This is a genomic window from Pantoea sp. PSNIH1 (assembly GCF_007680655.1).
Lineage (GTDB): Bacteria > Pseudomonadota > Gammaproteobacteria > Enterobacterales > Enterobacteriaceae > Pantoea > Pantoea eucrina.
Genome location: NZ_VEIP01000004.1, coordinates 154526 through 178558 on the forward strand (window position 1 = coordinate 154526; position 24033 = coordinate 178558).

Consider the following 24033-nt stretch of genomic DNA (forward strand, 5'->3'; position numbering starts at 1 on the left):
TCATTTCTGAATTGAGTTCATGAATAGATGCACGATCATCGCCTGAAAGATATTGTTCCTTTTGTTGCCAGCGTGGAATGCGGCAGCTTTGCTGCGGCGGCGCAGCGGCTGCATCTGACCGGTTCAGCGATCAGTAAAAGCGTTACCCGGCTGGAAACGCGTCTCGGCTCACGCCTGCTGGAGCGCACCACGCGCAGTCTGAAGCTGACCGATGCCGGCAGCGCCTACTATCAGACCTGCCTGCGCGTCATGGAGGAGCTGGCCGAAGCGGAATCGGTACTGGCCGCGCAGCGAACGATCCCGTCAGGGCGCCTGCGACTGGCCCTGCCCAGCACCTACGGCCGGCTGGCGGTGATGCCGCTGCTGATCGCTTTTTGCCAGCAGCACGCGGAAGTGGAGCTAAGCCTGACGTTTTCCGATCGCTTTATCGATCTGTTTGAGGAGGGAATCGATCTGGCCGTGCGCATCGGCGGCTCGCCGGATCTGCCCGCGTCACTGGGCTGCCGTCATCTCGGGCGTGAACGTATGGTATTTTGCGCAGCGCCGGACTATCTGGCACATCACGGCTATCCCGCAACGGAAAATGAGCTGCTGCTGCATCCGGCGGTAATGTATGAACGGGTTGATGGCACCACCAAGCCCTGGCTGCTGACTACCGCAGAGGGGCACGCTTACTGGCGTAATGTCCCGCATCGTATGGCGCTGGGCGATGTGGATGCACAGGTGCAGGCAGTCTGTGCCGGATTAGGCGTGGCGCAGATGCCCTCCTGGCTCATCGCCGGGCCGCTGCAGCGTGGCGAGCTCGAAATTATTCTCCCACAGCAGCAGCCAGACGGCTTTGCGCTGTCGCTGATCTGGCCGCGCCGCAAGCAGCTGTTACCGAAAGTTGATGCGCTGCTGACGGCGCTTGAACAGTTGCCTATCCGTTAGCCGCTCAGGGACGTTCTGTGGTCACAAATTTGATATCAGTTGGCGTGGCAATTTCTGCCGCCTTCCCTTTCGCCTCCAGCTCGCCGCTCTCTTCGTCGAAAGAAAACAGCGAAATGGCGTTAGTGAAGACATTGGTCACGTACAGATAGCGGCCGGTGGCGTCAAAAGATAACGCCCGCGGCTCAATGCCGCCTGCCGGGTAGCGTACGGGCGCCTCCGGTTTGCCGTCACGCCCAATCCGGAATACCAGCAGATGGTTATGCGAACCGCGGTTGGACACAATCAGAAATTTGCCCTGCGGGCTGAGCATGATTGCGCCGCCGCTTCTCTGATCCGCCGTAGCGTTATCGGGCGCTATGTCCGTACTCGCAATGCGTTCCGGTTTTTCTCCCGTAAACCGCCAGGTTTCGACCACCGCCGCCATTTCTGCAATGACCCAGGCGTAGTGACCATCGGCTGAAAATACCATATGACGCGGCCCGGCACCGGGTGAAAAGGTCATGTCGCGTGCCGGATCCGGCTGCAGCGGCGTGGCTGAATGCGCGTCGTAGCGATAAGCATAAAGCTTGTCACCCCCCAGGTCAGCGGCATAAAGCGTCTTTCCATCCGGCGTAAACGTGACTGAATGAGCATGTCCGCTCTCCTGACGCTCGTCCACGACGCCGCTGCCTTCAGCAAACGGAAAGTGCTGCACCGGCGCACCCAGCGATCCATCCTGGTTCACCGGCAGTACGGCAATGCCTGCACCGCCTTTATTACCGGAATAGTTGGCGACCAGCAGATAGCGGCCATCGGGGCTGAGCGTGGCGTGTGTTGGCTCATCGCCGTGGCTGGTTATCGTGTTGATCACTTTTACGGTGCCATCAGCCGCAACCGACAGTGCGGTTACGCTGCCTGCCTTCTCTTCGTTGGTGGTATAGAGAAAACGCCCGTCGGCAGATTTCACCAGCCATGACGGACTCTTCATCTTCACCACATCCAGCGGGGTAAGCGTGCCGTCACGGTTCAGCTTCAGCCGGTAGAGCCCCTCGCTTGGCTGCGCCGGTTTTTCAGCCGCCGGAGCATCAGGCACGCTGGTCCAGGTGCCCACCAGGGCGATTTGATCTTCGCTATTTTGTGCCATTACATTTCCCCCAAAAGTAAAAAGAGCCAGTGACAGTGCTACGGAAAGCGGCGTCAATGCGCCAGACGCAGCGGGTTTGAAAGGTATAGACATCGTTATGTTTATCCTGCAGACCAGAGGTGTGATACAGCGTAGTCAGGAAACGGGCAATCTGGCAACGATTCTGCAAGCCGTCTATAGGAGTTAGTCAACAATCTGATTCTGCGATTAACACTGCCTGCCAGAGATGATTTAATAGCTTTTTTACTGCCCGGGACGGATCTATGTTGCCGTTTTCAAATGGATTTTTGCTTAGCCTCTCCTTATGTCTCGATATTGGTCTTGCCAATATCGCCATGCTGACCCTGGCGATGCAGCGCGGTTTTCTGCAGGGTTTCTGGCTGGGTGTCGGCACCTGCATTGGTGATTTGATCTATGCCCTGCTGGCGCTGGCGGGTATGGCTATGGTGCTGCAATTTGCGCCTGTGCGCTGGGCATTATGGATTGGCGGTGGCCTGCTACTGATCGGGTTTGCCGGGCGTATGCTTTACGCCGCGCTGATAAAGTCTGTTGCCATGCCGGCAGCTGAAACCGCGCCCCGACAGCCGCTGTCACGGGAATTCCGGCGCGGAGTGGTGCTGGCAATGTCATCGCCTACCGCCATTCTCTGGTTTGCCAGCGTGGGCGGCGCGCTGATTGCGCGTATGGGTAACCAGGGAGCAGGCGCCACGGCAGAATTCCTGAGCGGCTTCTTTATTGCAGGTTTGCTCTGGAGCGGCGTGATTTGCCTGACCGGCGCGCTGGGCGGCAAAATGCTGGGTGGGAAGCTGCTGAGGCTCTCTTATCTCGCCTCAGCGCTGATTTTCAGCTATTTCGCGGTGTATGTGATCTACTCCGGGTATCAGGAGTTTGTCATATCCTGAAGCGTGCTCTGCCGCTATCTGTGCGGCAGAGCAGCGCCTGTTAGCCAGCAAAATATTTATCTACCAGCGCATAGAGGATTGCGGCCGTTTCTGCATCCATTACGCCCGCATAATCCTGCTGACGAAAATGCAGCTGAAACGCCCTGACCAGCACACGATAGCCGTGAGCGGATGCAGCCTCCTGCGTGTTATAGCCATATGTTTTAAATTTGCTGATAATTTCTTTTTTATCCGGCAATCCGGCAGCAAAACGCTCCCTATACATCTGTTTCGTACTTTCATCATACCAGGCACCCACGCCCGCTTCATATAATCGCTGCCACGGAAAGCTTGCGCCCGGATCGCTTTTGCGACCCGGAGCAATATCGCTGTGCCCTACTACCTGCGTAGGTGTAATATCGGGATAACGCTGCAGAATATTATATGCCAGAGAAATTATCGCCTCGATTTGACTGTCGGGATAAGGAGGAAAAATAAATCCTTCACTGCTACTTTTAGCCTCATTAACAATTTCTATGCCGATGGATGAGTCATTAATATTTGTTCGTCCGGCCCATGTGCTGACGCCAGCATGCCATGCGCGCTCGTGCTCATCCACCAGGTTAAATATACGTTCATCGGTAAATCCGGCGTCGATATACGTTTTGTCTGTAAAATCCGGGACCAGATAGTGGGCGCTGACGGAAGCGCCCGTTAGCGCATTCACTGAACCGTTAAAATTTAATGCAGTGTAATGCATAATAAGAAAGCGTACGCGGCGGTTAAAGCCTTTTACAGAACGATAGCTGTTATAATCAATTTTAATCATGATATTCTCCTTTTCGTGTAAGAGAAATCATTTTTATAGCACCTATATTAAACAAAAATAAAACGAAGGTTTGCGATGACAAATTTATACAATTTTAATTACGGAGTTTTTTAAGCGCTATTTCACGCCTTTACGCTATATTTTCTTGTTATATTTTTATTAATAAAAAATAGCCTGATGAATCGGATATTTACTGATGCAATATGCTGGCATACCAGCGTTCCGGTTACGTTAAAAAACGGATGCAATAATTTGCATCCGCTAACGGTAGTTACACGCCGGCAATCTGCCTGAGCTCGGTTTCAGCGCCTGGCGCCACTGCCAGCACCTGAGCGCCTTTCAGCAGGCGATCGCCTTCGGTATTAAACGGGTGATACCAGCCCCCCGCCTCTTTCACCAGACAATATCCCGCCAGACAATCCCAGGCGTGCATATAGGGTTCAAAATAGCCTACCACCCGTCCTGCAGCGACCCAGGCCAGCATCAGAGCGCCTGAGCCAATACGGATAAAGTTGCCGCCCGCCGCCAGCAGCGACGCGAGCAGCCTGCCCACCTCTTCCGGGCTGACGTGGCTGTTTGCACCAAAACCTGTCACGTGATTCTGCAAAGTGCGTGCGGGATCAACCTGCAGTGTCGTGCCATTCAGCGTGGCGCCAGCGCCGAGGGAGGCGGCATAACACTCTTCATAAACCGGCGCATAAATAATGCCAACCACCGGTATCCCCTCGTGCAGTACGGCCACCGACACGCACCAGTTAGGCATACCGTTCAGAAACGGGCTGGTGCCATCGATAGGGTCAACCACCCAGGTATAACCTGACGAACCAGGCTGCAGGCCATACTCCTCTCCCAGAAAACCATCCTGCGGAAACCGGAGGCGGATCTGCTCTGCTATCAGCTGCTCAACTTCACGATCGGCGCGTGAGACCACATCCTGCAGATCGTATTTCGTTTCCACCACCAGCGAATCGCGCTGCCGGAACCAGGCCAGAGCCTTTTCACCCCCCGCCCGCGCAACCTGCTCAGCCAGCTCCCGTCGCGCCTGTAGCGCACTGCTTACTGTCTCACTCATGACGCTTCCTCTTGTCAGCCGGCAATCAGAGCCAGCCCCTGTGGTTTGAAATCGACGCCGACCCGTGCCGCCAGCGGCAGCTGCTGCTCCATCTGTGCATCGACGATAAACAAGGCGCCCAGCTCAGTGGTCACTTCATATTCGATATGGTCGCCCAACCAGGTGCAGTGCGTGATCTCCCCCGTCAGTGCCCCGGCGCGGTGAGTGCTGAGCGTAATAAACTGCGGGCGCACGGAGAGACGGGCGGTGCCGGCGAGGAGGCCGTTGTCCGGCACGCGATAGCGCTGATTTCCCAGCCGAATCAGCGCCTCACTCTCTGCGACCTCTTCAACTTCACACGGCAGGATATTCGCCTCTCCCATAAAATCGGCAATAAACTCGGAGGCCGGACTGCGATAGAGCGTTTCCGGCGCGCCCTGCTGAGCGATATCTCCCTCTTTCATGACAATAATTTTGTCGGATACCGCCAGCGCCTCCTCCTGATCGTGCGTGACATACACTGCCGTAAAGCCAAGCCGCTGCTGCAAATCACGGATATCGGTCCGCACCCGGCGACGCAGCCGTTCATCCAGGTTAGAAAGCGGCTCATCCAGCAACAGCACCTGCGGCTCCAGCACCAGCGCGCGCGCCACCGCAATGCGCTGCTGCTGGCCACCTGACAATTCTGAAGGCAGACGCTGTCCCTGACTCTCCAGTCCTACCAGTTTCAGGCCTTCACGCGCGCGATCCTGCGCCTCACGCTTCGTCATCCCGGACGACTGTAGCCCGTACATGATATTTTCCAGCGCGCTCATATGGGGGAACAGCGCGTAGCTTTGAAAAACCATCGCCACATCGCGTTCGTTAGCGGGCAGATGGGTGACGTCTTTCCCGCCAATCAGTATCCGTCCGGAGGTAGGATGTTCCAGCCCGGCGAGCAGGCGCAGCGTCGTGGTTTTACCGCAGCCGGAAGGACCCAGCAGCGTCACCAGCGTACCCGGCTCCACGGTGAGCGAGAGATCCGGCAGCGCGTTAAACCCGGCAAAACGCTTAGTGACGTGTTCAAATACAACGGAACCTGCTTTGATGGCACTCATACAGCACTCTCCTGGGTTAAGGATGGAGCAACGGGCGGAGCGGCGACATCTACCGGGCGCGCCACGCGGCGCAGCCGGCGCTCACCCACCAGCCACTGGAACAGGCCAATAATCAGCAGCATGACAAAAATCAGTACGGTGGAGTACGCGATAGCCACACCATATTCTCCGTTCTCCACCAGGCCAACGATGTAGGACGTCGCCATGTTGTACTGCGCGCTGACAAGGAAAATCACGGCGCTGATAGAGGTAATCGCGCGCACAAAGGCGTAGACCAGCGCGGCGCTGATGGCCGGTTTCAGCAGAGGCAGTACCACTTTGCGCAGCGTGCGGAAACTGCTGGCACCCAGCGTCAGCGACGCTTCATCCAGACTTTTATCGAGCTGGCTCATGGCGGCAATGCCGCCGCGCACGCCCACCGGCATATTACGGAAGACAAAACAGGCGATCAGGATCATCGCCGTCCCGGTGATCTCCAGCGGCGGCAGGTTATAAGCCATAACATAGCTCACGCCGATAACCGTACCGGGAATGGCAAAGCTCAGCATCAGCAGAAACTCAAACGTCTGCCGCCCGGCAAACTTCTGGCGCACAATCAGCCAGGCGGTCAGCAGCCCGACAATTGCGGTGAGCGGCGCGGCGATCAGCGCTATCTCCAGCGTGGTCCAGAAGGAGTTCCATGCCACCCCGCTCCACAGCAGGTGTCCGTCGCTGATGCTCACGCGGAAAGCGCGCACGTAGTGCTCAATCGTCAGCGCACTGTTCAGGCCCCACGACTGCACAAAACCTCCGACCAGAATCATGCCGTAGACCACCAGGGTAAAGAGGCCCCACGGGATCACCAGCCCATAGACGCCGCCGCGCAGCAGCCGCGGCAGCTGGCTGTGCTGGCCACCATCCCCTTTACCGGTTACGGTGGCAAAGTTTTTGCCCCCCAGCCACAGGCGCTGCAGCACAAAGGCCGCCAGCGTGAAGCAGAGCAGGATCATCGCCAGCACCGCCGCCCGGCTCGGATCGTTCTGGGCGCCTACCACCGAGAAGAAAATTTCTGTCGAGAGCACGCCGTGGCTGCCACCCAGCACCATCGGGTTGCCGAAATCGGCCATGCTTTCGATGAAGCTGATCAGAAAGGCGTTTGCCAGGCCCGGCGCCATCAGCGGCAGCGAAACGCGGCTGAAGGTGCGCCAGCGATCGGCACGCAGCGTCTGCGACGCCTCTTCCAGCGAGGGGCTGACGCCCTCGGCTACGCCAATCAGCACCAGAAAAGCGATGGGTGTAAAAGAGAGCACCTGCGCGATCCAGATCCCGGTCAGGCCATAGAGCCAGCGACCGGGCTCTATGCCAAACAGCGCGGCCAGATGTTCTGTCACCACTCCCGAACGGCCAAACAGCAGGATCAGCGCCAGTCCGATAACAAACGGTGGCGTGATAATGGGCAGAATGGTCAGCATGCGCAGCGCTTTTTTACAGGGCAGCGGCGTGCGCGTGGCGGCGAGCGCGAAAGCGAGCCCCAGCAGCGTGGAGCCGGTCGCCGTCATCAGCGCCAGCCAGAGCGTGCGCCAGGCTGTCCCGCAGCTGCCGCCCGCCAGACAGGAGAGGCTCCAGATTGAGGGATCCTGCAGGTTAGCTAACAGGCCATCGGGTTGAAAGCTGCCGTCAACGTCCTGTACGGAGACCACAAACATACTCAGCACCGGGTAGAGCACAAATACGCTGACCAGCGCGGTGATCAGCACCAGCGCTGCCACCACAAAGGCATCTCCTCTCAGCACGCCGCGCTCGGCCAGCGCAAAGGCAAAAAGCAGCAGAAAGGTGGTCAGCAGTAAAATTGCGCCAGCTCCCATTGCAGGCTGCCCCTGTTCCAGCGTGCCAAACTGATTCTCCAGCCACAGCCAGCTCCAGCCGCTGTAGCCAATGGCATGGCCCTCAATCACCAGAAACAGAATCCCCAGCGCACTGAATAACAGCAGCAGCGCGCTGCGCTGTCTGCCCGGCAGCAGGCCACTGACACCGCATAACAGCCAGAGCGTCAGCGCGCCCCACAGCCACGGATGTGCCGCGAGCTGCCACAGCGCCGGCGCGCTGGCCTCATCACGCCAGAGCGACAGGATCCAGCCGGTATCAAAAAAACCCGCTTCCAGGCTGTACCAGGGCAGCAGCGCCAGCGCTACGGCCCCCGATAGCAGAGCGCCTGTCAGACGGCGATTATGTGCATTCATATAACACCTCGAACGGGAGGGAGCGGGCTGGCGCGATCTGCACCAGCCCGGAATATCTGTCTGCATAGATGGGCTTACTGCGCGCCAGAGCCGATCTCTTTATCCCAGCGGCCGAGCAGCGCTTTACGTTTGGCCGTATCGCCATAGGTTTTAAAGTCGTAATCGATCAGTTTGATGTTCTCAAAACGCGGCGCATATTCTGAGATTTCCGCAGTGCGGTTAGAGGGCAGCTGGAATGACTTCGCCTCTTTCATATGCGACTGCGCTTCTGCGCTGAGCGCCCAGTCATACCAGACTTTGGCATTGGCCAGATTGCGTGCGCCTTTCACAATTGACATCGAGCCGATTTCGTAGCCGGTGCCTTCACACGGCGCAACGGTTTTTATCGGGAATCCATCAACCTGCATGGCGACGGCATCGTGCATAAACACAATACCGACCGTCGCTTCACCGCGCGCTGCGGCTTTCACCGGTGCCGAACCCGATTTGGTATATTGTGAGATATTGGCATTGAGTTTTTTCAGATAATCAAAAGCCTTGTCCTCACCCATAATCTGCACCAGCGTGGCCAGCGTGTTGTATGCCGTGCCGGATGAATTCGGATTAGCGATCTGAATTTCGCCTTTAAAGGCCGGGTCAAGCAGGTCCGCCCAGCAGGTGGGTTCTTTCAGTTTTTTCTCTGCCAGCAGTTTCGTGTTGTATCCCCAGCCCAGCGCCCCCGCATAGATCCCCACGGTGCGATAACCGGCATTTTCCGCCTGTTTCTGTGCCCACGGCTGCTGCTGATCGAGCAGCGGTGATTTGTAGACCTGCGTCAGTCCTTCCGCCGCCGCCTGCATATGCGGATCGCCGGTGCCGGCCCACCAGATATCGGTACGCGGATTACGCGCTTCACTGCGCAGACGAGCGTAGGCTTCACCGGCTGACAGCCGCACCATGCTCACTTTGATGTCAGGATGGCTCTGGCTGAAAATACGCGTCATCTGTTCGCACACCACGACATCCGCTGAACAGATCATATTAAGATTGCCTGCAGCTGAGGCGGTTATCGGCAGGCCAGCCGCTGAGAGGGTGAGAGCAACGGCAAGGGATAGGGTTCGCATAGTAGTCTCCTGTCGGGCAGAGGGTGCGCATTAATTGTTATTTGCACGTGTGTGCAAATTAGTAACGGACAGAAAATAGGCTGTCAAACGCTGTACTCTGCAATTGACTGCCTGCGTCACAAAAATGCAACATTTAAGCCGAAGGATAATTTGCACAGCTTTGCAATTTGCGGCAGACTCAGTTAAGCGACGGGAGTTGAGGATGTAACCATGCATAACGATAAAGCGGGCGTCAGCGCGCAGGATGTGGCAGCGCGGGCCGGAGTCTCCCGGTCAGCCGTTTCACGTGCTTTTACGCCGGGTGCCAGCGTCTCTGCCGCTACGCGGGCCAGAGTAATGAAAGCCGCAGAAGAGCTGGGGTATCACGTAAATCATCTGGCACGCGGCCTGGTGCGTAACCGCAGCGGCATTGTCTGTCTGATTGTCTCAGAGATCGCCACGCCCTACCGCGCGACGCTGGTGCGCTGGCTGACACAATTTTTGCAGGAGGCGGGCAAAGTGGCGATGGTGATCAATACCGATCGCTCTGACAGCAGCGTGTCGGCCGCGCTGCTGCAGGCGATCAATTTCCGCGCCGACGCCTCGATTATCCTGTCAGGTATGCCGGACCGTGCCATCACCGCCCAGTGCTACCGGCACGGACAGCGCATCATTCTGATTAACCGCGATGAAACGCTGCCAGGCTCGCTCAGCATTCATCTGGACGCGCAAAGCGCTGCTGAAACCGCCGTTATGGCCTTTCAGCGCGCAGGCTGCCGCCATCTTGCCTTTGCTAACTCGCTGGCCGGCACGCCCAGCCTGCAGAAGCGTGAAGCGGCGTTTCTGGCCGTTGCGCAAGACGCCGGCCTGCACGTTACCGTTGAGAGATTTGGTACAACCTCATATGAAAGCGGACAGATTCTGGCACACCGTCTGCTGACACGCGCGCAGCGGCCTGATGCGATATTTTGCGTGACAGACCTTATCGCCTGCGGCGTGATGGATGAAGCGCGTCACCGCTTCCGGCTACGGGTGCCAGACGATCTCTGCCTGTTCGGCTATGACAACATTGCGCAGGCGGGCTGGGCGTCCTATAACCTGACAACCTTTGCACAGCCGGTAGAGCAGTTTGCACGTGACGCCGTGGCCTGGCTTAGCGCCACGGAATCGGGCGAGCATGACGCCTCCGGTACGGATGGAGAGCCGCCCGCGTCGCGTCTTTATCAGGCAGAGGTGATCTGGCGCGGCTCGGTGCGCGGCGGATGACGCCGCGTCAGCCAGGCTGACTACTCATGCAGCGCCAGCCCTTTGATCGCTTTGTCGACCGCTTTTTTCGGACCAAAAAGCGCCAGGCCAACCAGATTCATCTCCTGCGCGTTTTCTGCCAGAAACACCTCGCGGTTAGCCGCGTCGTTGCCGGTAGAAAACATCGCTTCTACATAGGGTATCAGCGTCAGTTCACGCTCCAGCCCCTGGCGATGCGCGCGCTGCAGGCCAGCGAGATTGCCGGAAAACACCCGCATCGGCTGTCCGGCGATCCGGCCATAGTGACGTCCCTGCGCATCGATGTAGGGTTCCCCCAGCATCTCCGGTGCCCCGGCGGCAAGGCCGGTAGCGATAAACGCCACCACGTTCAGACGCTGCCAGGTGGCTAAATCATCGCGTACGATCAGGGCAATTTTGGTGTCAGACATGGCATAACGCTCTCTTCAGAAAGGAAAACGCTATCATTCCTGATGCGGCGGTATGCCGTATAGAAGATTTGTGCACGCGCGCTGATACGTTGCCGGCGTCATATGCCAGGCGCGCCGGAACCAGCGGCCGAGATGACTCTGATCGGCAAACCCGGTGCGGGCAGCGACTTCAACCGGTGCCACGCCCTGCGCCAGCAGCGCGCGCGCCGCGCGCAGCCGCAGGCGTACCAGATAAGCGTGCGGCGTCTGACCAAACGCCTGCCGGAACTGGCGCGTCAGGCGAAAGCGATCCAGCCCGGCCAGGCGTGAAAGCTCGTCGAGTCCGACATCCTGCGCCATAAAATCATGCAAATAGTCGCGCAGCAGCAGCATCTGACGCTGTGCCACCGTATCAGGTCGCTCCGGACGCCGCTCAAGATGCCGCGACAGAAGCGTTATCAACTGCTCCAGCGTCTGATCGCGCGCCAGACGCCCTTCGCGCTGGTGAATGGCATACCACGCCTCTTCCGTGGCGCGGGCAAGCTGCACGTCATCCGTCAGCGTATGCCGGAATGCGCCGCCGATCCGGGCGATATCTCCCTGTCCGCGCTGCTGCATCATGTCAGCCACCCACGGCTGCGGCAGGTAAAGCATGACATAGGTAAAACCCGCAGCCTCCGGCGCGTGGCCATCATGCACTGCGCCCGGCTCAATAAGTATGACGCGGCCGGGCGTACTGGTATGCAAGGCACGGCGGCAGTTAAAGCGCTGCAGGCCCTGCCGGGTCACCCCGACCAGCAGCTCATCGTGATCGTGTGCGTCGTAAGCGTGACCGCTGAAGTGGGCGTTGATACTCTCAATGCCGGTCTCCTGGTCGCGTCGCAGCTCAACCCAATCTTTATTTTCTGACATAGTCTCGTCCCTTCCGGCAGCGGTGCAGATTATCTGGCTACAGCGTGCGGGTAAAATCAGGCGGCCGCAAGCGCAGTGAGCCACTCTATCAGCGCCCGGGCGTCGGGCTGCTGCAGCGTGCGCTGCGGCCAGGCGAGATAGTAGGGCTTACTGAGCGGCAGGCTGAAGCTATCTGCGATCGCCAGATCGCCCCGCGCCAGCTCAGCGGCAATAAGACGCCGCTGGCCCAGCAGCAGCCCGGCCCCCGCAACCGCAGCATCTATCGCCAGCGACGTGAGGTTAAAGGTGAAAGCGGGCTGCTGCGCGGGTTCGCCGTGGCCGCGCGCCTGCAGCCAGCTTTGCCAGTCCGGCAGAAAACGCCCCTCATTGCCCCAGTCGAGATGGATCAGCGGCGCCTGGTTAAATAGCCGATCGCGCGGGAAGCGCTGCAGCAGCGCCGGGCTGGCTACCGGCAGCACCTCGTCATGAAACAGCCGCTGTTTCTCCAGCTGCGGATAGCGATCGTCACCGAATACGATAGCGAAATCAGCCGGCGTGGCGCTGAAATCGACCTGTGCATGGGTGCCATGCAGGCAGAGGTCGCTCGCGGGACAGCACGCGCGCCAGTGGTTCAGCTGCGGCATCAGCCACTTTGACGCCAGCGCCGGCAGTGCGTACAGAGTCAGCGCAGGCTGGCTGGCCGCCTGGCGCAGACTGAGCTGTCCCATCCGCAGGATATCAAACGCTTCTGAAACATAGCGCAGATAGGCCCGGCCGCTCTCTGTCAGCATGACCCCGTTTTGCGTGCGCACAAACAGAGCGTGACCCAGCAGCGTCTCCAGCTGGCGGATCTGCTGGCTGATCGCCGCCGGCGTCAGCGCCAGGTGCGCGGCTGCTTTTGCAAGACTGCCCAGCTCTGCAGCAGCTTTGAACGCGAGAATAAGGCTGATTTTTGGCAGACGCGAAGCACTGACGGACATTAACGTTTCCTTAGCAGGGCAGTAATGATTTATCGCTACGCATTCCCGCCGCAGCATCGTAGAGTTTTATGACACTGTTGCTACCGGGAAACGCACTATGTCTGGATTAATACGTTTTGACCTGCATCCTCTGGCGGACGCTGACTGGCGCGCGCAGTGTCGCGCGCAGCTGGAACAACACGGCGCCCTGGTGCTGCGGCAATTTCTGCAGCCGGCAGCGCTGCAGGCTATCATTACAGAAGGGAACGCGCAGCGCCATCTTGCCTGGCATACGCGCAGCAACCATAACGTCTATCTGCTGAAAACAGACGAGACATTGAGCGCAGATCATCCCCGTAACCGCGATGTCATCAGCACCAAAGGCTGTATTACCGATGAGGCGATTGCTCACGACTCACCGCTGCGTCAGCTGTACAACGATACGCTGTTTAAACAGTTTCTCTGCGAGGTGCTGAACGAGAGCGCCCTCTATCCTTATGCCGATCCGCTCTCGTCAATCAACCTGCACTATGCCGCACAGGGGCAGGAGCTGGGCTGGCATTTCGACAACTCCTCCTTTGCCATTACTCTGCTGCTGCAGAAGCCGCAGGCGGGCGGCATATTTCAGTACGTACGCGATCTGCGCGATGCTGACGCGGGCGAGATGAACTACGATGGCGTCGCCGCTGTGCTCAATGAAGCCCGCACGCCGGATGCGCTGGCGATTGAGGCGGGCGATCTGGTGCTGTTTCGCGGACGCAATTCGCTCCATCGCGTGACGCCGACCGAAGGTGATATCACCCGCATGCTGGTGGTGCTCGCTTACAATACGCAGCCGGGAATTGCCTTGTCAGAGACCGCCCGCATGACGTTTTATGGCCGGCTGTGACAGCAGCGCCTGCCAGCCGCGCCGGAAAATTTGCTGCGTGCGGAATGCCGTCAGCTCGCGCCAGTCGCGGTCCTGTGGCCAGAATCCCTCAACCAGCTGCTGTTTGAGGGCCTGCCCGGCCGCACTCTGCACATCGCCCTCTAAGTGCAACCAGTGATCGTCCCGCACCCGCCGGTGCATCTCCTCACCCGCGTAAGTGCCACACTCCACCACCAGCGGCAGGATGGCACCGTGCGGCAGCTGATCCAGCAGAAACTGCGAAACGTAACCGGTGGCCGTTGCCGTGATGCCGGTGGCGCTCTCCTGCCCGCTGCCGGTATCGATCAGCGTCAGCCATTCACCATACAGCTCGCGTCCCCAGGCGTGCACAGGAACCCGCTTCTGCGCAATGCCCAGCAGCATCGGATGTCCCCATGCGCCTGCGCCGGTATGCAGATCGAAACTCAGGATCTGTTCTGCCCGCAGCAGATGGCCGGTTACGATCTTCTGCAGCGTCTGCTGCGACCAGGTGGCGTGCTCTCCGCCATAAAACAGACCATCAGCGTGCTGATACTGTCCGGCCTCCACCACCCGCTTGATCGCCGGCCAGCCGTCGCGCTGCAGCGCGGCAGCCAGCAGCCGATCCGCCTCTGCCCGCTCGCCGTGATAAAACGCGTGATAGCGTGCATAGTCAGCGTTATCCGGCAGCGGCGCGCTGAACGGAATAAAATTGCGGTTCAGGTCGATATTATCTTCATTGACGCGTCGCAGATGCGCCGCTCCCCACGGGTTCAGCAGATGAATCAGCATCACAGCACACTCTGCCGGTAAGCGGGCCGCATCGAGACTGTTCAGCCACTCTATCTGATTATCCGACCCGTAATATCCCTCCACGCCGTGCGTGCCGGAGAAAATCAGCATGACGCGCGAGGCATGCGGGTTGCCAATCACGGCAAGATCGGTAAACAGCGCTTCACCGGCCGGACCGCATAACGGATGCTGCCAGGTGTGCAGCGCCCCTTTTTTATGCTCAACGGCAGCCAGGAAGCGGGCCCGTTGCGTGCGGTAATCGGTCAGGTTACGCATAATTCCCCTGCTGGCAGATAACGGATTCACACATCCCGATCAGGGATAAACTTTATATTTGAAATACTTCTGCGCCAGGCGATCGTAGGTACCGTTGCGGTGCAGTTCTGCCAGGGCCGCATTAATCAGTTTAAGATTTGCGACATCATCTTTGCGCAGCCCGATTCCCACGCCGTTACCTAATACAGCTTTATCGGTCAGGGTCACTTTATTCACATATTTCTTTCCTTCTGCGGTATTCAGGAAGCCCTGATCGGCAGACACCGCATTTGCCAGCGTGCCATCAAGGCGTCCGGCAACGAGATCGGGATAAATCTCCATCTGGTTGGGATAGGAGACCACGCTGACGCCTTTGGGTGCCCAGTAAGTCTGCGCGTAGGTTTCCTGAATAGTCCCCTGCGCTACGCCGATGTTTTTACCGCGCAGCGTGGCGATATCATCAGTCAGGGCGCTGTCAGCCGGGGTGATGAGCGCGCTGGGGGTGACATAAAGCATATCGCTGAATGCAACCTGCTCGCGTCGTTTCTCCGTCATCGACATGGCTGACAAAATCGCGTCAAACTTCTTTGCCTGCAGCGCCGGAATAGAGCCATCAAAGCCAATCTGAACCCATTTGCAGCTCACTTTGGCCTGGGCACAAATGGCGTTGCCGAGATCGATGTCAAACCCCTGCAGGGAGCCATCGCTGGCTTTGGATTCAAAAGGGGGAAAGGTGGGATCGACGCCAAAACGCAGCGTCTGTTGCGCCGCGGCTGACTGAATAGCGCAGTACGAGAGCAGCAGAGCCAGTGAAATTCGCTTATACATAATTCTCTCCGGAAGGCTGAAAGCACAGAGAGCAGTCATATCATGACCCGCAGCATTCAGCCAGAGCGGCAGCCGCGATTTGCAGAGCAAATTCTTATAATAGTTAGGGGGTTAGCGAAAATTACGACGGCCATCAGATTAACTTAAGGCGGCGGGTGACGTTTTCCTGACTGAAACCCGGCACGAAGCGGCCGCTCCGTGCCGGGTGAATCACGTTATCAGAAACCGCTAAGCACCAGCTTGCCGCGCGCGCGTCCGCTCTCGATCAACGCATGCGCTTTGCGCAGGTTAGCCGCATTGATGCTGCCAAGATGCTCCCCGGCGGTGGTCTGCAGGGTGCCATCATCAATCAGCTGGCTGATACGCTGCAGAATCTCATGCTGGCGCTGCATATCCGGCGTTTCAAACAGCGAGCGCGTAAACATCAGCTCCCAGTGTAATGAGATCGCTTTACGCTTAAGCGGCATGGCATCCAGCGTCTCCGGATCGTCAATCAGCGCCAGCTTGCCCTGCGGCGCCAGCACCTCAATCAGCTGCGTATAGTAGCTGTCGGTATGGGTCAGCGACGCAACATATTTCACCGTGTCGATGCCGAGCGCACGCAGCTGCTCCGCCAGCGGCTGGTGATGATTGATGACGTGATGCGCGCCCTGCTGCTGCACCCACTCTTCAGTCTCAGGACGGGATGCCGTACCGATAATTGTCAGCCCGGTGAGTTTGCGTGCCAGCTGGGTGAGAATAGAACCCACTCCCCCGCCCGCGCCCACAATCAGCAGCGCTGCGTTCTCATCCGCCTGCACCTCAAGACGGTCAAACAGCAGCTCCCATGCGGTGAGTGACGTCAGCGGCAGCGCAGCCGCATCGGCATCGCTCAGGGAGCGCGGTTTGTGGCCGGCGATGCGCTCATCCACCAGACCATACTCTGCATAGCTGCCGGCCCGGCTGATATCGCCGGCATAAAACACCTCATCGCCCGGGCGGAACAGCGTAACCGCTTCACCCACCGCCTCTACCACACCGACGGCATCCCAGCCCAGAATGCGCGGCTGCTCAGTGGCGGCGCCTTTACGTACTTTGGTGTCGACCGGATTCACCGCAATGGCATTGATTTTGACCAGCAGATCGCGGGCGCCGGGCTGAGGTTTGGCGACATCAGCGTCATACAGCGCATTTTCATCCGAAATGGGTAAGCCGTTCTGACTATAAACAATGGCTTTCATGCCTTATCTCCATGGTGATTGACAGATTTTCTGAATACCCATCAAGCATAGCGGGCAATGGCGCATGGAAAAATCGACGTTGCAGGGGAAGACTTTCACTCGTAGAGTGAAAATCCGGTTTGCCAGGTAAAAACGTCATGGTTCGTCTCGAAGATATTACGCTGTTTGTCCGCTCAGCTGCGCTGGGCAGCTTCTCCCGTGCCGCGCGCGAAGCAAACCTGCTGCCGGGTCAGGTCAGCGCGGCGATTCAGCGGCTGGAGCGCGATCTCGATCGTCGCCTGTTTGCGCGCTCAACGCGCAGTCTGCGGCTGACCGCCGAAGGTGAGCGCTATCTGCCTTTTGCACAGGAGATGCTGGCGCTGATGCAGGCAGGTGCCGAGAGTCTGCAGCGTCATGACGACGAACTGCGCGGTGAACTGAAAATTGCGATGCCATCCGATATCGGGCGGCATATCCTGCTGCCGTTACTGACCCGTTTCTGCCGTCAGCATACCGGATTGCAGCTGCGCCTTTCACTCTCCGATCAGGTCAGTAACGTCTTCCGCGATCCGGTAGATATCGCTATTCGCTACGGCAAATTAGAGGAGAGCAGCTACGTTGCGCTGCCGCTGGCTGAAAATAACCGGCGGGTACTGGTCGCATCACCCGATTATCTTATTGAACATGGCCGGCCTGCCGCGCTGACCGATCTCACCCGCCATCACTGTCTGCCGTTTATGATGGGAGGCCACGTATATGATAAATGGAGCTTTCCGCAGGCGGAGGGCGCGCAGCTTATCACGGTAAAAAGCCGCCTTATGTGTGATGACGCGGAAGTCGCACGCCGCTGGGCGCTGGCAGGAATGGGTATCGCCTATAAGTCCTGGCTGGACGTGGCTGAGGATGTACATCAGGGGAGGCTGGAGTTGATTCTGCCTGAGGTAAAAGGTGAGGCGACGCCACTGCATCTGATCTGTCCGCACCGCAGGCAATTCTCGCCAGCGATTCGCGCCCTGCACCATCACTTACATGAGCATCTGCAAAACAGCGTGTCGCTGCCGGGCAAAGATTAATGAGTGAGCCAGCGGTTAACCGCTACTCTCACGCTTATCAGCGCCAGCATCACGAATAATCCCGTTCGGATTCCTCTCTATTCTCTGCTGCCTTTACGCTATCAAACCAGAGCCGGTCAGCTTTTCCTGACGCGTAACCCTTGTCCGCCTCCGGTTTAAGATGGCCTGGCATGGTATTCTTATTCTGAATCAGTAATAGTAAGCCACAGCACATATTTGTCAGGCTAACTATTCAGGATAGATAATGTCTTATTCCAGACCCCGATCGCGCAACCTGCTCACACACCTCGTGCTGTTTATTGTGGTAATCAATGTCATTGATGTTATTCATGCGCTGCTGAGCTGATGTCAGACAGCCAGATGAATATCGCGGGAGGGAGCGGTGCTGCAGCACCGCACTTTCTCAGGAGTTATCGGGAGGCGTACTGCTTTCACTGAACTGCGGACGCTGGCGGGTCACTGAATAAACCACATGTTTCGGCTTAGCCGTATCCGTGGTGATATCAACGCCCGGAATGGTGACTTTGCCAAAACCAAACAGCGTCTGTACATAGCCGCCGATTTCATGCTTGCCTGCCGCCACGCGTATCTCTTTATTCTCACCTTTTTTCAGCATGCCCGCTTCCTGGCCGTCAACGGTAACATACACTGCCGATCCATCATCCGTGCGCGTAGCCAGGTGTGAAACGTTGATTACCGTAGGTCCGCTGGCAAAGGGCGTGTCGGTGTTGCTGTTCTCAATCGGTGCGGCAGCACTCACCTCTGCCGGCGCGGTGCTGGCAGTCTCATCAGCGTGATGACGGGCGCAGCCGGTAAGCAGTAAGGCAGCGGTTAAAGAAGCCAGTGTAAAACGTGAAAGCATTGTGACGATCATCCCTTAGCAAAATGAGAAGCGTTGAGTTTAGCGTGGCTTCTCATGTGATAACAGTCACAGGATTCCAGTATTTTCCGAAAAACCTGCCGCCGGCTAACTGCTGCTGGCCGCCAGAATCGCCAGGTCCGTATAGCCCCGCTCCGCCAACTCGCTGGCCGCCTGTGCGGCGCGTATACCGCTGGCGCAAACCAGCACGATGCGCCGCCCAGAGGGTGGCTGCCAGGCCGCCAGATCTGCCGGCAAAATACGCTCAGCCTGGCTTGCCACGCTGTGGGGCGCTTCATCCCGGCTGCGTAGCTCGACAATACAATCTGCCGGGGTAAGCAGCGAGCAGTCGATAAAGGGCACGCCCGGCACGACAGGCTCCTGCGCTTCATCAAAGCGAAACGCGCGAAAGTGCCAGTTCACAAAATCGCAGTTGACCAGTAATCCCAGCGGAGACGGCTGCAGATCAAGCAGCACCGTAAGCGCCATCTGCGCCTGTATGGCGCCAAGCGCGGCCACAGCCGGCCCCATCACCCCTGCCGTGTTGCAGCTGGCAGCCGTACGCGGCAGCCGGGGAAACAGCGCCCGGTAGCTGGGCGCACCTCCGCAAAATCCGCCCGCATAGCCCTGCCGGCCCAGCACTGAAGCGCTGATAAACGGTGTACCGGTCGCATAGCAGGCGTCTGAAAGCTGCCAGGTCACGGCAAAATTGTCGGCCGCGTCGATGACCAGCGAACAGTCAGCCATAGCCTGCGCGATGTTGCTGGCCGTCAGGGCCTGTGCGCAGGTTTCGATATTGACCTCAGGATTGCGCTGCGTCAGCGCCTGACGCGCGCTGAGCACTTTTGACTGCCCGATATCCTGCTGCGTAAAGAGCGTCTGGCGATGCAGATTATGCAGCGCCACTTCATCGGCATCATAAATACGCAGCGTCCCCACGCCGGCCCCCACCAGCTGCGGCAGAAGCGTCGCGCTCAGCCCGCCCGCGCCAGCTACCAGCACGCGCGCCTGCGCCAGCTTACGCTGCCCTGACGCACCGATTTCCGGCAGTATCATCTGTCGCTGATAGCGTTCCATCCTGTTCTCCTCAGCTTAGTGTGGCCAGACCGAATACCGGCGTTGATGCCATCGCCATATCGCGCTTTTCCATCAGCCCTGCCTCACAGGCGCTGCGCCCCGCAGCAATGGCCTGGCTGAACGCCGCTGCCATGCGGATGGGATCGCCCGCTTTCGCGACGGCGGTATTAAGCAGAATGCCGTCAAAGCCCAGCTCCATCGCCTGCGCCGCCTGGGAAGGAGCACCGATCCCGGCATCGATAATCAGCGGCGTATCCGGGAACCACGCCCGCATGGCGCGCAATCCGTCAATATTACGCAGGCCCTGCCCTGAGCCAATCGGTGCGCCCCAGGGCATCAGTAGCTCGCAGCCGGCAGCCAGCAGTTTCTCGCCAACAATCAGATCTTCCGTGGTATAGGGAAATACGCTAAATCCTTCAGCACACAGGATGCGTGCGGCTTCCACCAGCGCAAACGGATCGGGCTGCAGCGTATCGGCATGCCCAATCACCTCAAGTTTGATCCAGGCCGTATTGAACAGCTCGCGCGCCATATGCGCCGTGGTTACCGCCTCTTTCACCGTGTGGCAACCTGCGGTATTGGGCAGTACGCGAACGTTAAGGCTGGCCAGCAGGTCGCGAAACGCGGCACCCGCACTGCCCTCCCGCCGCAGGCTTACGGTAATAATTTCACTGCCCGCCGCCGCTATCGCCTGCTGCAGAATGGCCGGTGACGGATACCCTGCTGTACCCAGCAAGAAGCGCGATGTGCCCGTAAAGTCATAAAACATGCATTACCCTCCCTGCATCGGTGACAGGACTTCCAGCTGGCAGCCTGCCGCAAGCGGCTGACGGGAGTAAGCGCTTCTGGGCACGAAGTTGCCATTCAGCGCTGTCGCCACGCAGCTGGCATCGATTTGCTGCTCCTGCAGCAGTTCGCTGACTGTCTGCGCCTGGGTTTCAACGATCTGTCCGTTAAGCTGGATTTGCATAAGGGGTCTCCTGAATCAGTTTTTGCATCAGCTGCTCTGCCAGCATCGGCGCCAGCAGAAAGCCGTGGCGATACATGCCGTTAAGATAATAAATACCGTTTTCATAACGAATTTCGGGCAGGTTATCCGGCCAGGCGGGCCGCAGGCCGCTGGCGCTCTCGATAATGCGCGCTTCAGCCAGCGCCGGATGTATCGCCCAGGCGGCGCTCAGCAACTCCATCATGGCGCGCGCGCTGATGGCGCTGTCATCATCGCTCTCGACCATGGTGGCACCCAGCATAAAGCAGCCGTTACGCCGCGGAACCAGATAGCAGGGAAAACGCGGATGCAGCAGACGAAGCGGTCGTGAAAAGTGCAGATCCCGACTCTGTAAGATAATCATTTCACCGCGCACGGCCCGCAACGAGGGCAGCGCGTCGCGGGCATGAATGCCACGACAATCGATGATCTGGCCGGAAGGCGCGGAGTGATGGAACGTTACACCGTGCGCCTCAAGCTTCTGGCGCAGCTCAGTGAGCGCCAGCCGGGGATCGAGATGTGCTTCGCCCGCAAACAGCAGCCCCCGTGCGAAGCGATCCTCCAGCGCCGGCTCTACCTCTGCCGGATTGACCCACTGATGCGCGTGAGTCAGGCGCGCAAAACGGTTCAGCTCCTGACTGTCGCGTGGCGGAGCCAGCACCAGCGTGCCCTGATGCTCAACGCAGCTTACGCGCTGCTGCCACCAGCGAGCGGCATGCTGACCCAGTGAAATAACGTCGGCGGGGGCGCTTTCTGCTTCACACCAGGGCGCCAGCATGCCACCGGCATACCAGGATGCGGGCGGACGCTGCACGTCATCGATGACTTCAACTGATTCACCACGCTCCACCAGCAGGGTGGCCACGCATAGTCCGCTGACGCCTGCGCCTAACACGCTCCAGCGGCTCATTGTCTGTGTTCCGGATAAAAAAGAAGGGTCACATCGGCCTCTCAGTGTTGACTGAGACCCGCGGATACAGGAAGGGAGATAAGGAGGTGCAGCCGTTTGCTGCAACATCCCGGACGGCACCGGTCTGGCGCCCTCAGTCTTCCTACGCCAGTATCAACTGGGTCAGGTTCAAAGGGTCGCTGAACCGCGCGGTTGCGCTATCAGCCTCTCAGTCTCTGTGGCGAGACTCCCCCGACATCTTTAGTTTTATTCAAGCCGCATCACGCCGTCAAGGAGAGCCTTTTAAGGCTCTCTTCAGGCGCTTAAATCTTGCACTGCAAAAAACGACTGTTTACGGTTTCTCAACACTTTTAAACAATAACTTAGAAGCCGTTTTGAACGCGGTTTTCTGGCTTATCGGCGTCTGAGACCAGAAATCAGATCACATTAAATTAATATATTTTCTACGGAAAACAGCGAATGTAATGCCACGTTTACGTCTGGGATTATGAAAGACTCAAAGCCTTAATTCGTCGCGGCGAGGGCTTTGGCTGCTTCCTGTGGGTCGGTAATGCTGCGGTAATAAACTTTGCCGAAGGTGCGATCGGGCACGCCACCCAGCTCGATCCCGGTCATTGTTTCATGCATGAATTTAGCCCATAAAAAACCCGCTCGGGACGGGTGTGTTTTTATCAGAACGTTTTTATCGGAATGTAATCTGAACAATATCGAATAATTTTTTCATCATCCGTGATTAAGGTCAGCGCCTCCATGTTCGCCTGAGCAACGATCAGCCGGTCAAACGGATCGCCGTGCATATCACGAGGCAAACGTTTAAGACTTACGGTGTGATGTGATGAAATGGGAAGTTCGTTATAACCGTTTGCGAGCAAGCCGCGCAAAATCTCCTCTGGATCAACCGTAAAATGAGGTTTACCTAACGCGAATTTTATGGCGATTTCATGAATAGATGCGGCGGAAAAATATAGCTCGTTTAAGGGATCAACAATCAGATCGAAACAGGCTTGCGGAAGACGCTTAGAGTCTGCGCAAGCCCAGATAAGATAGTGAGTATCAAGAAGATAGCGATTAAAGATGTTCCGCGTTCTTACAGGACTAGTCATTGCCACCTTCAAACATCGACTGGATTTCATCTGACATGAAATCGTTGAAATTATCAGGAATGGCATACTTTTTATGATCTAAAAAGCCAACACGGTTTAACAGAGGCGCTGATTTATAAGGAACGATCATGGCTATCGGATCGCCGTGGTTAGCAATGATGAAACTTTCACCGCTACTCGCTGAACTCAAAATCTGAGAGTAACGAGCTTTCGATTCGGCTACATTCAGGACTTTCATATTAACCTCATTAATTGCGGTCATGAGGTCATATTATCACCTACCTGATAAAAGTGGTCAAGTGGCCATATTTTGTATAAGCAACTGATATTAATAATCTTATTTGATAACCGATGTTTATTCTATGAAATGGACGAATATTCGGGATCGGAAAATTTGCATCGAACAAAGTTAAACAGGGATGAAAATCGTCATTGATATGGCCAACATGCTAATGGGTGCAAAACGTTCAGTCCTGGATGTTCTTGATCAGCTTTGAGCGCTCAGCAACGACTCAGATCGCGTGGTCCCGGCGTTGAGCTTAAATCAGATCATGGTTGCCTTTACCCGCGCACGCGAGAAGACCGGGCTCAAATGGAAAGTTTCAGCGCCAACTTTTCACAAGATTCGCTAGCGTGATTTCGGCCCGAAGATGACATGAAAAACCTGCATCGCAACGGAGTGGATCGCGCTCTCAGCCTATGTTATACACACTCATGTTAATGAAAATGATGAGATTTTACGGATAATTATCCGCCTACTCTACTTTGGCAAATGACGGAAGACTTATGGAACAGATTAGAATCGCCTTTATCAAGGCTGGCTGGCATAAAGATATTGTGAACAATGCGCTGGCAGGATTTGTCAGTGAATTCAATGAGCAGGGCGCAGACAGCGTGCTGAAAACCTATGATGTGCCCGGTGCTTTTGAGATGCCGCTGCTGGCAAAGCGCCTGGCCGAAACCGGTCGTTTTGATGCCATTGTCTGTGCCGCGCTGGTCGTGGATGGCGGGATTTACCGTCACGATTTTGTTGCGCGGGCAGTGGTTGACGGCCTGATGAGCGTGCAGCTCAGTACCAACGTACCGGTGTTTTCTGTTTCACTGACGCCACATAATTTTCAGCCGGTCAATGAACTGGAATCATTTTATACCGAGCATTTTATTAAGAAAGGAAAAGAAGCTGCACGAGCCGTGCTGGCTATCCATCAGCTTAATATTGATTAAGGCTGATAAAGCATTACGTTTGTTCCGCCTGTTTAATAATGGCGTGCAATGCAGAAATAAGCTTATTTACAGGACGCGCAATAATACCATTATGCGCGTCCTGT

General features: G+C 57.3%; 25 protein-coding genes and 1 riboswitch. Of the genes, 6 read left to right on the forward strand and 19 right to left on the reverse strand.

Annotation, left to right across the window (positions count from 1 at the left end):
• Window positions 1–27 precede the first annotated feature (27 nt).
• Window positions 28–930, forward strand: coding sequence for a LysR family transcriptional regulator (locus FS690_RS12120; protein ID WP_040113582.1), 903 nt, complete (start codon window positions 28–30; stop codon window positions 928–930).
• 4 nt (window positions 931–934) lie between these two features.
• On the opposite strand, the gene FS690_RS12125 is transcribed toward FS690_RS12120, so the two are convergent.
• Window positions 935–2053, reverse strand: a complete 1119-nt coding sequence (locus FS690_RS12125; protein WP_071668379.1) for a lactonase family protein — start codon at window positions 2051–2053, stop codon at window positions 935–937.
• 263 nt (window positions 2054–2316) lie between these two features.
• On the opposite strand from FS690_RS12125, the gene FS690_RS12130 reads away from it, so the two are divergent.
• On the forward strand, window positions 2317–2955 hold the full coding sequence (locus tag FS690_RS12130) for a LysE family translocator (protein WP_040113586.1): 639 nt from the start codon (window positions 2317–2319) through the stop codon (window positions 2953–2955).
• 40 nt (window positions 2956–2995) lie between these two features.
• Here the strand turns inward: FS690_RS12130 and FS690_RS12135 are convergent, their stop codons facing one another.
• From FS690_RS12135 to FS690_RS12155, 5 genes are all read right to left on the reverse strand, one after another.
• Complete coding sequence (locus FS690_RS12135) at window positions 2996–3763, reverse strand: N-acetylmuramoyl-L-alanine amidase (RefSeq protein WP_071668380.1); 768 nt, start codon at window positions 3761–3763, stop codon at window positions 2996–2998.
• A gap of 271 nt (window positions 3764–4034) precedes the next feature.
• Window positions 4035–4835 (reverse strand): inositol monophosphatase family protein, encoded by an 801-nt coding sequence (locus FS690_RS12140; protein ID WP_040113590.1) that lies wholly within the window; start codon window positions 4833–4835, stop codon window positions 4035–4037.
• Between the two features lie 14 nt (window positions 4836–4849).
• Entirely contained in the window at window positions 4850–5911 is a 1062-nt protein-coding gene (locus FS690_RS12145) for an ABC transporter ATP-binding protein (RefSeq protein WP_145339676.1), read from the reverse strand.
• Window positions 5908–8130 carry an iron ABC transporter permease gene (locus FS690_RS12150; protein WP_104085802.1) on the reverse strand — a complete coding sequence of 741 codons (2223 nt, stop codon included), beginning with the start codon at window positions 8128–8130 and terminating at the stop codon, window positions 5908–5910. The genes FS690_RS12145 and FS690_RS12150 overlap by 4 nt, the downstream gene beginning before the upstream one ends.
• Before the next feature lie 74 nt (window positions 8131–8204).
• A complete protein-coding gene (locus FS690_RS12155) occupies window positions 8205–9233 on the reverse strand; it encodes an ABC transporter substrate-binding protein (RefSeq protein WP_040113596.1) in 1029 nt (342 codons plus the stop codon).
• A 210-nt stretch (window positions 9234–9443) separates the two neighbouring features.
• Here FS690_RS12155 and FS690_RS12160 point away from each other — a divergent pair, with 210 nt between their 5' ends.
• Window positions 9444–10478 (forward strand): LacI family DNA-binding transcriptional regulator, encoded by a 1035-nt coding sequence (locus FS690_RS12160; RefSeq protein WP_104085801.1) that lies wholly within the window; start codon window positions 9444–9446, stop codon window positions 10476–10478.
• Between the two features lie 20 nt (window positions 10479–10498).
• On the opposite strand, the gene FS690_RS12165 is transcribed toward FS690_RS12160, so the two are convergent.
• Genes FS690_RS12165 through FS690_RS12175 form a run of 3 tightly spaced genes read right to left on the reverse strand, consistent with a single transcriptional unit; the run spans window position 10499 to window position 12756 of the window.
• Window positions 10499–10906, reverse strand: coding sequence for a DUF2000 domain-containing protein (locus FS690_RS12165; RefSeq protein WP_040113600.1), 408 nt, complete (start codon window positions 10904–10906; stop codon window positions 10499–10501).
• Between the two features lie 33 nt (window positions 10907–10939).
• On the reverse strand, window positions 10940–11797 hold the full coding sequence (locus tag FS690_RS12170; protein ID WP_145339677.1) for an AraC family transcriptional regulator: 858 nt from the start codon (window positions 11795–11797) through the stop codon (window positions 10940–10942).
• 56 nt (window positions 11798–11853) lie between these two features.
• Window positions 11854–12756 carry a LysR substrate-binding domain-containing protein gene (locus FS690_RS12175; protein WP_145339678.1) on the reverse strand — a complete coding sequence of 301 codons (903 nt, stop codon included), beginning with the start codon at window positions 12754–12756 and terminating at the stop codon, window positions 11854–11856.
• 97 nt (window positions 12757–12853) lie between these two features.
• Between FS690_RS12175 and FS690_RS12180 the strand changes: the two genes are divergently transcribed.
• Window positions 12854–13624: a 2OG-Fe(II) oxygenase family protein gene (locus FS690_RS12180; RefSeq protein ID WP_145339679.1), complete on the forward strand. Its 771-nt coding sequence runs from the start codon at window positions 12854–12856 to the stop codon at window positions 13622–13624.
• Here the strand turns inward: FS690_RS12180 and FS690_RS12185 are convergent.
• The 3 genes from FS690_RS12185 to FS690_RS12195 form a co-directional block, all read right to left on the reverse strand.
• Window positions 13586–14689, reverse strand: a complete 1104-nt coding sequence (locus FS690_RS12185; protein WP_145339680.1) for a DUF2817 domain-containing protein — start codon at window positions 14687–14689, stop codon at window positions 13586–13588. The two genes, FS690_RS12180 and FS690_RS12185, sit on opposite strands and share 39 nt — an antisense overlap.
• Window positions 14690–14728: 39 nt before the next feature.
• Complete coding sequence (locus tag FS690_RS12190) at window positions 14729–15496, reverse strand: transporter substrate-binding domain-containing protein (RefSeq protein WP_071668388.1); 768 nt, start codon at window positions 15494–15496, stop codon at window positions 14729–14731.
• A gap of 218 nt (window positions 15497–15714) precedes the next feature.
• The gene (locus FS690_RS12195; protein WP_071668389.1) at window positions 15715–16716 is read right to left on the reverse strand and encodes a zinc-binding alcohol dehydrogenase family protein; all 1002 of its coding nucleotides are present in this window, start codon (window positions 16714–16716) and stop codon (window positions 15715–15717) included.
• A gap of 137 nt (window positions 16717–16853) precedes the next feature.
• Between FS690_RS12195 and FS690_RS12200 the strand changes: the two genes are divergently transcribed.
• Window positions 16854–17768, forward strand: coding sequence for a LysR family transcriptional regulator (locus FS690_RS12200; protein WP_108569822.1), 915 nt, complete (start codon window positions 16854–16856; stop codon window positions 17766–17768).
• 403 nt (window positions 17769–18171) lie between these two features.
• Here FS690_RS12200 and FS690_RS12205 read toward each other — a convergent pair whose 3' ends face one another.
• The 7 genes from FS690_RS12205 to FS690_RS12235 all read right to left on the reverse strand — a co-directional run bounded on the left by FS690_RS12205 (window position 18172) and on the right by FS690_RS12235 (window position 22943).
• The gene (locus FS690_RS12205; RefSeq protein ID WP_145339681.1) at window positions 18172–18630 is read right to left on the reverse strand and encodes a hypothetical protein; all 459 of its coding nucleotides are present in this window, start codon (window positions 18628–18630) and stop codon (window positions 18172–18174) included.
• A gap of 105 nt (window positions 18631–18735) precedes the next feature.
• Window positions 18736–19704: a HesA/MoeB/ThiF family protein gene (locus FS690_RS12210; protein WP_071668390.1), complete on the reverse strand. Its 969-nt coding sequence runs from the start codon at window positions 19702–19704 to the stop codon at window positions 18736–18738.
• 10 nt (window positions 19705–19714) lie between these two features.
• Window positions 19715–20473, reverse strand: coding sequence for a thiazole synthase (locus tag FS690_RS12215; protein WP_040113620.1), 759 nt, complete (start codon window positions 20471–20473; stop codon window positions 19715–19717).
• Between the two features lie 3 nt (window positions 20474–20476).
• Window positions 20477–20674 carry a sulfur carrier protein ThiS gene (gene thiS / locus FS690_RS12220; RefSeq protein ID WP_040113622.1) on the reverse strand — a complete coding sequence of 66 codons (198 nt, stop codon included), beginning with the start codon at window positions 20672–20674 and terminating at the stop codon, window positions 20477–20479.
• Window positions 20658–21602: an FAD-dependent oxidoreductase gene (locus FS690_RS12225; RefSeq protein ID WP_071668391.1), complete on the reverse strand. Its 945-nt coding sequence runs from the start codon at window positions 21600–21602 to the stop codon at window positions 20658–20660. Before FS690_RS12225 ends, thiS begins: the two co-directional genes overlap by 17 nt.
• Before the next feature lie 122 nt (window positions 21603–21724).
• Window positions 21725–21845: riboswitch (TPP riboswitch) on the reverse strand.
• Between the two features lie 428 nt (window positions 21846–22273).
• A complete protein-coding gene (locus FS690_RS12230) occupies window positions 22274–22705 on the reverse strand; it encodes a type II toxin-antitoxin system VapC family toxin (RefSeq protein ID WP_104085796.1) in 432 nt (143 codons plus the stop codon).
• A complete protein-coding gene (locus FS690_RS12235; protein ID WP_040113898.1) occupies window positions 22698–22943 on the reverse strand; it encodes a type II toxin-antitoxin system Phd/YefM family antitoxin in 246 nt (81 codons plus the stop codon). Before FS690_RS12235 ends, FS690_RS12230 begins: the two co-directional genes overlap by 8 nt.
• Before the next feature lie 548 nt (window positions 22944–23491).
• Between FS690_RS12235 and FS690_RS12240 the strand changes: the two genes are divergently transcribed.
• Entirely contained in the window at window positions 23492–23929 is a 438-nt protein-coding gene (locus tag FS690_RS12240) for a 6,7-dimethyl-8-ribityllumazine synthase (protein WP_145339682.1), read from the forward strand.
• Window positions 23930–24033 lie beyond the last annotated feature (104 nt).

Bases quoted from the DNA above. Each gene is read 5' to 3' on its own strand.
- FS690_RS12120 (WP_040113582.1), top strand. From the start codon at position 28: ATGCACGATCATCGCCTGAAAGATATTGTTCCTTTTGTTGCCAGCGTG.
- FS690_RS12125 (WP_071668379.1), bottom strand. From the start codon at position 2,053: ATGGCACAAAATAGCGAAGATCAAATCGCCCTGGTGGGCACCTGGACC.
- FS690_RS12130 (WP_040113586.1), top strand. From the start codon at position 2,317: ATGTTGCCGTTTTCAAATGGATTTTTGCTTAGCCTCTCCTTATGTCTC.
- FS690_RS12135 (WP_071668380.1), bottom strand. From the start codon at position 3,763: ATGATTAAAATTGATTATAACAGCTATCGTTCTGTAAAAGGCTTTAAC.
- FS690_RS12140 (WP_040113590.1), bottom strand. From the start codon at position 4,835: ATGAGTGAGACAGTAAGCAGTGCGCTACAGGCGCGACGGGAGCTGGCT.
- FS690_RS12145 (WP_145339676.1), bottom strand. From the start codon at position 5,911: ATGAGTGCCATCAAAGCAGGTTCCGTTGTATTTGAACACGTCACTAAG.
- FS690_RS12150 (WP_104085802.1), bottom strand. From the start codon at position 8,130: ATGAATGCACATAATCGCCGTCTGACAGGCGCTCTGCTATCGGGGGCC.
- FS690_RS12155 (WP_040113596.1), bottom strand. From the start codon at position 9,233: ATGCGAACCCTATCCCTTGCCGTTGCTCTCACCCTCTCAGCGGCTGGC.
- FS690_RS12160 (WP_104085801.1), top strand. From the start codon at position 9,444: ATGCATAACGATAAAGCGGGCGTCAGCGCGCAGGATGTGGCAGCGCGG.
- FS690_RS12165 (WP_040113600.1), bottom strand. From the start codon at position 10,906: ATGTCTGACACCAAAATTGCCCTGATCGTACGCGATGATTTAGCCACC.
- FS690_RS12170 (WP_145339677.1), bottom strand. From the start codon at position 11,797: ATGTCAGAAAATAAAGATTGGGTTGAGCTGCGACGCGACCAGGAGACC.
- FS690_RS12175 (WP_145339678.1), bottom strand. From the start codon at position 12,756: ATGTCCGTCAGTGCTTCGCGTCTGCCAAAAATCAGCCTTATTCTCGCG.
- FS690_RS12180 (WP_145339679.1), top strand. From the start codon at position 12,854: ATGTCTGGATTAATACGTTTTGACCTGCATCCTCTGGCGGACGCTGAC.
- FS690_RS12185 (WP_145339680.1), bottom strand. From the start codon at position 14,689: ATGCGTAACCTGACCGATTACCGCACGCAACGGGCCCGCTTCCTGGCT.
- FS690_RS12190 (WP_071668388.1), bottom strand. From the start codon at position 15,496: ATGTATAAGCGAATTTCACTGGCTCTGCTGCTCTCGTACTGCGCTATT.
- FS690_RS12195 (WP_071668389.1), bottom strand. From the start codon at position 16,716: ATGAAAGCCATTGTTTATAGTCAGAACGGCTTACCCATTTCGGATGAA.
- FS690_RS12200 (WP_108569822.1), top strand. From the start codon at position 16,854: ATGGTTCGTCTCGAAGATATTACGCTGTTTGTCCGCTCAGCTGCGCTG.
- FS690_RS12205 (WP_145339681.1), bottom strand. From the start codon at position 18,630: ATGCTTTCACGTTTTACACTGGCTTCTTTAACCGCTGCCTTACTGCTT.
- FS690_RS12210 (WP_071668390.1), bottom strand. From the start codon at position 19,704: ATGGAACGCTATCAGCGACAGATGATACTGCCGGAAATCGGTGCGTCA.
- FS690_RS12215 (WP_040113620.1), bottom strand. From the start codon at position 20,473: ATGTTTTATGACTTTACGGGCACATCGCGCTTCTTGCTGGGTACAGCA.
- thiS (WP_040113622.1), bottom strand. From the start codon at position 20,674: ATGCAAATCCAGCTTAACGGACAGATCGTTGAAACCCAGGCGCAGACA.
- FS690_RS12225 (WP_071668391.1), bottom strand. From the start codon at position 21,602: ATGAGCCGCTGGAGCGTGTTAGGCGCAGGCGTCAGCGGACTATGCGTG.
- FS690_RS12230 (WP_104085796.1), bottom strand. From the start codon at position 22,705: ATGACTAGTCCTGTAAGAACGCGGAACATCTTTAATCGCTATCTTCTT.
- FS690_RS12235 (WP_040113898.1), bottom strand. From the start codon at position 22,943: ATGAAAGTCCTGAATGTAGCCGAATCGAAAGCTCGTTACTCTCAGATT.
- FS690_RS12240 (WP_145339682.1), top strand. From the start codon at position 23,492: ATGGAACAGATTAGAATCGCCTTTATCAAGGCTGGCTGGCATAAAGAT.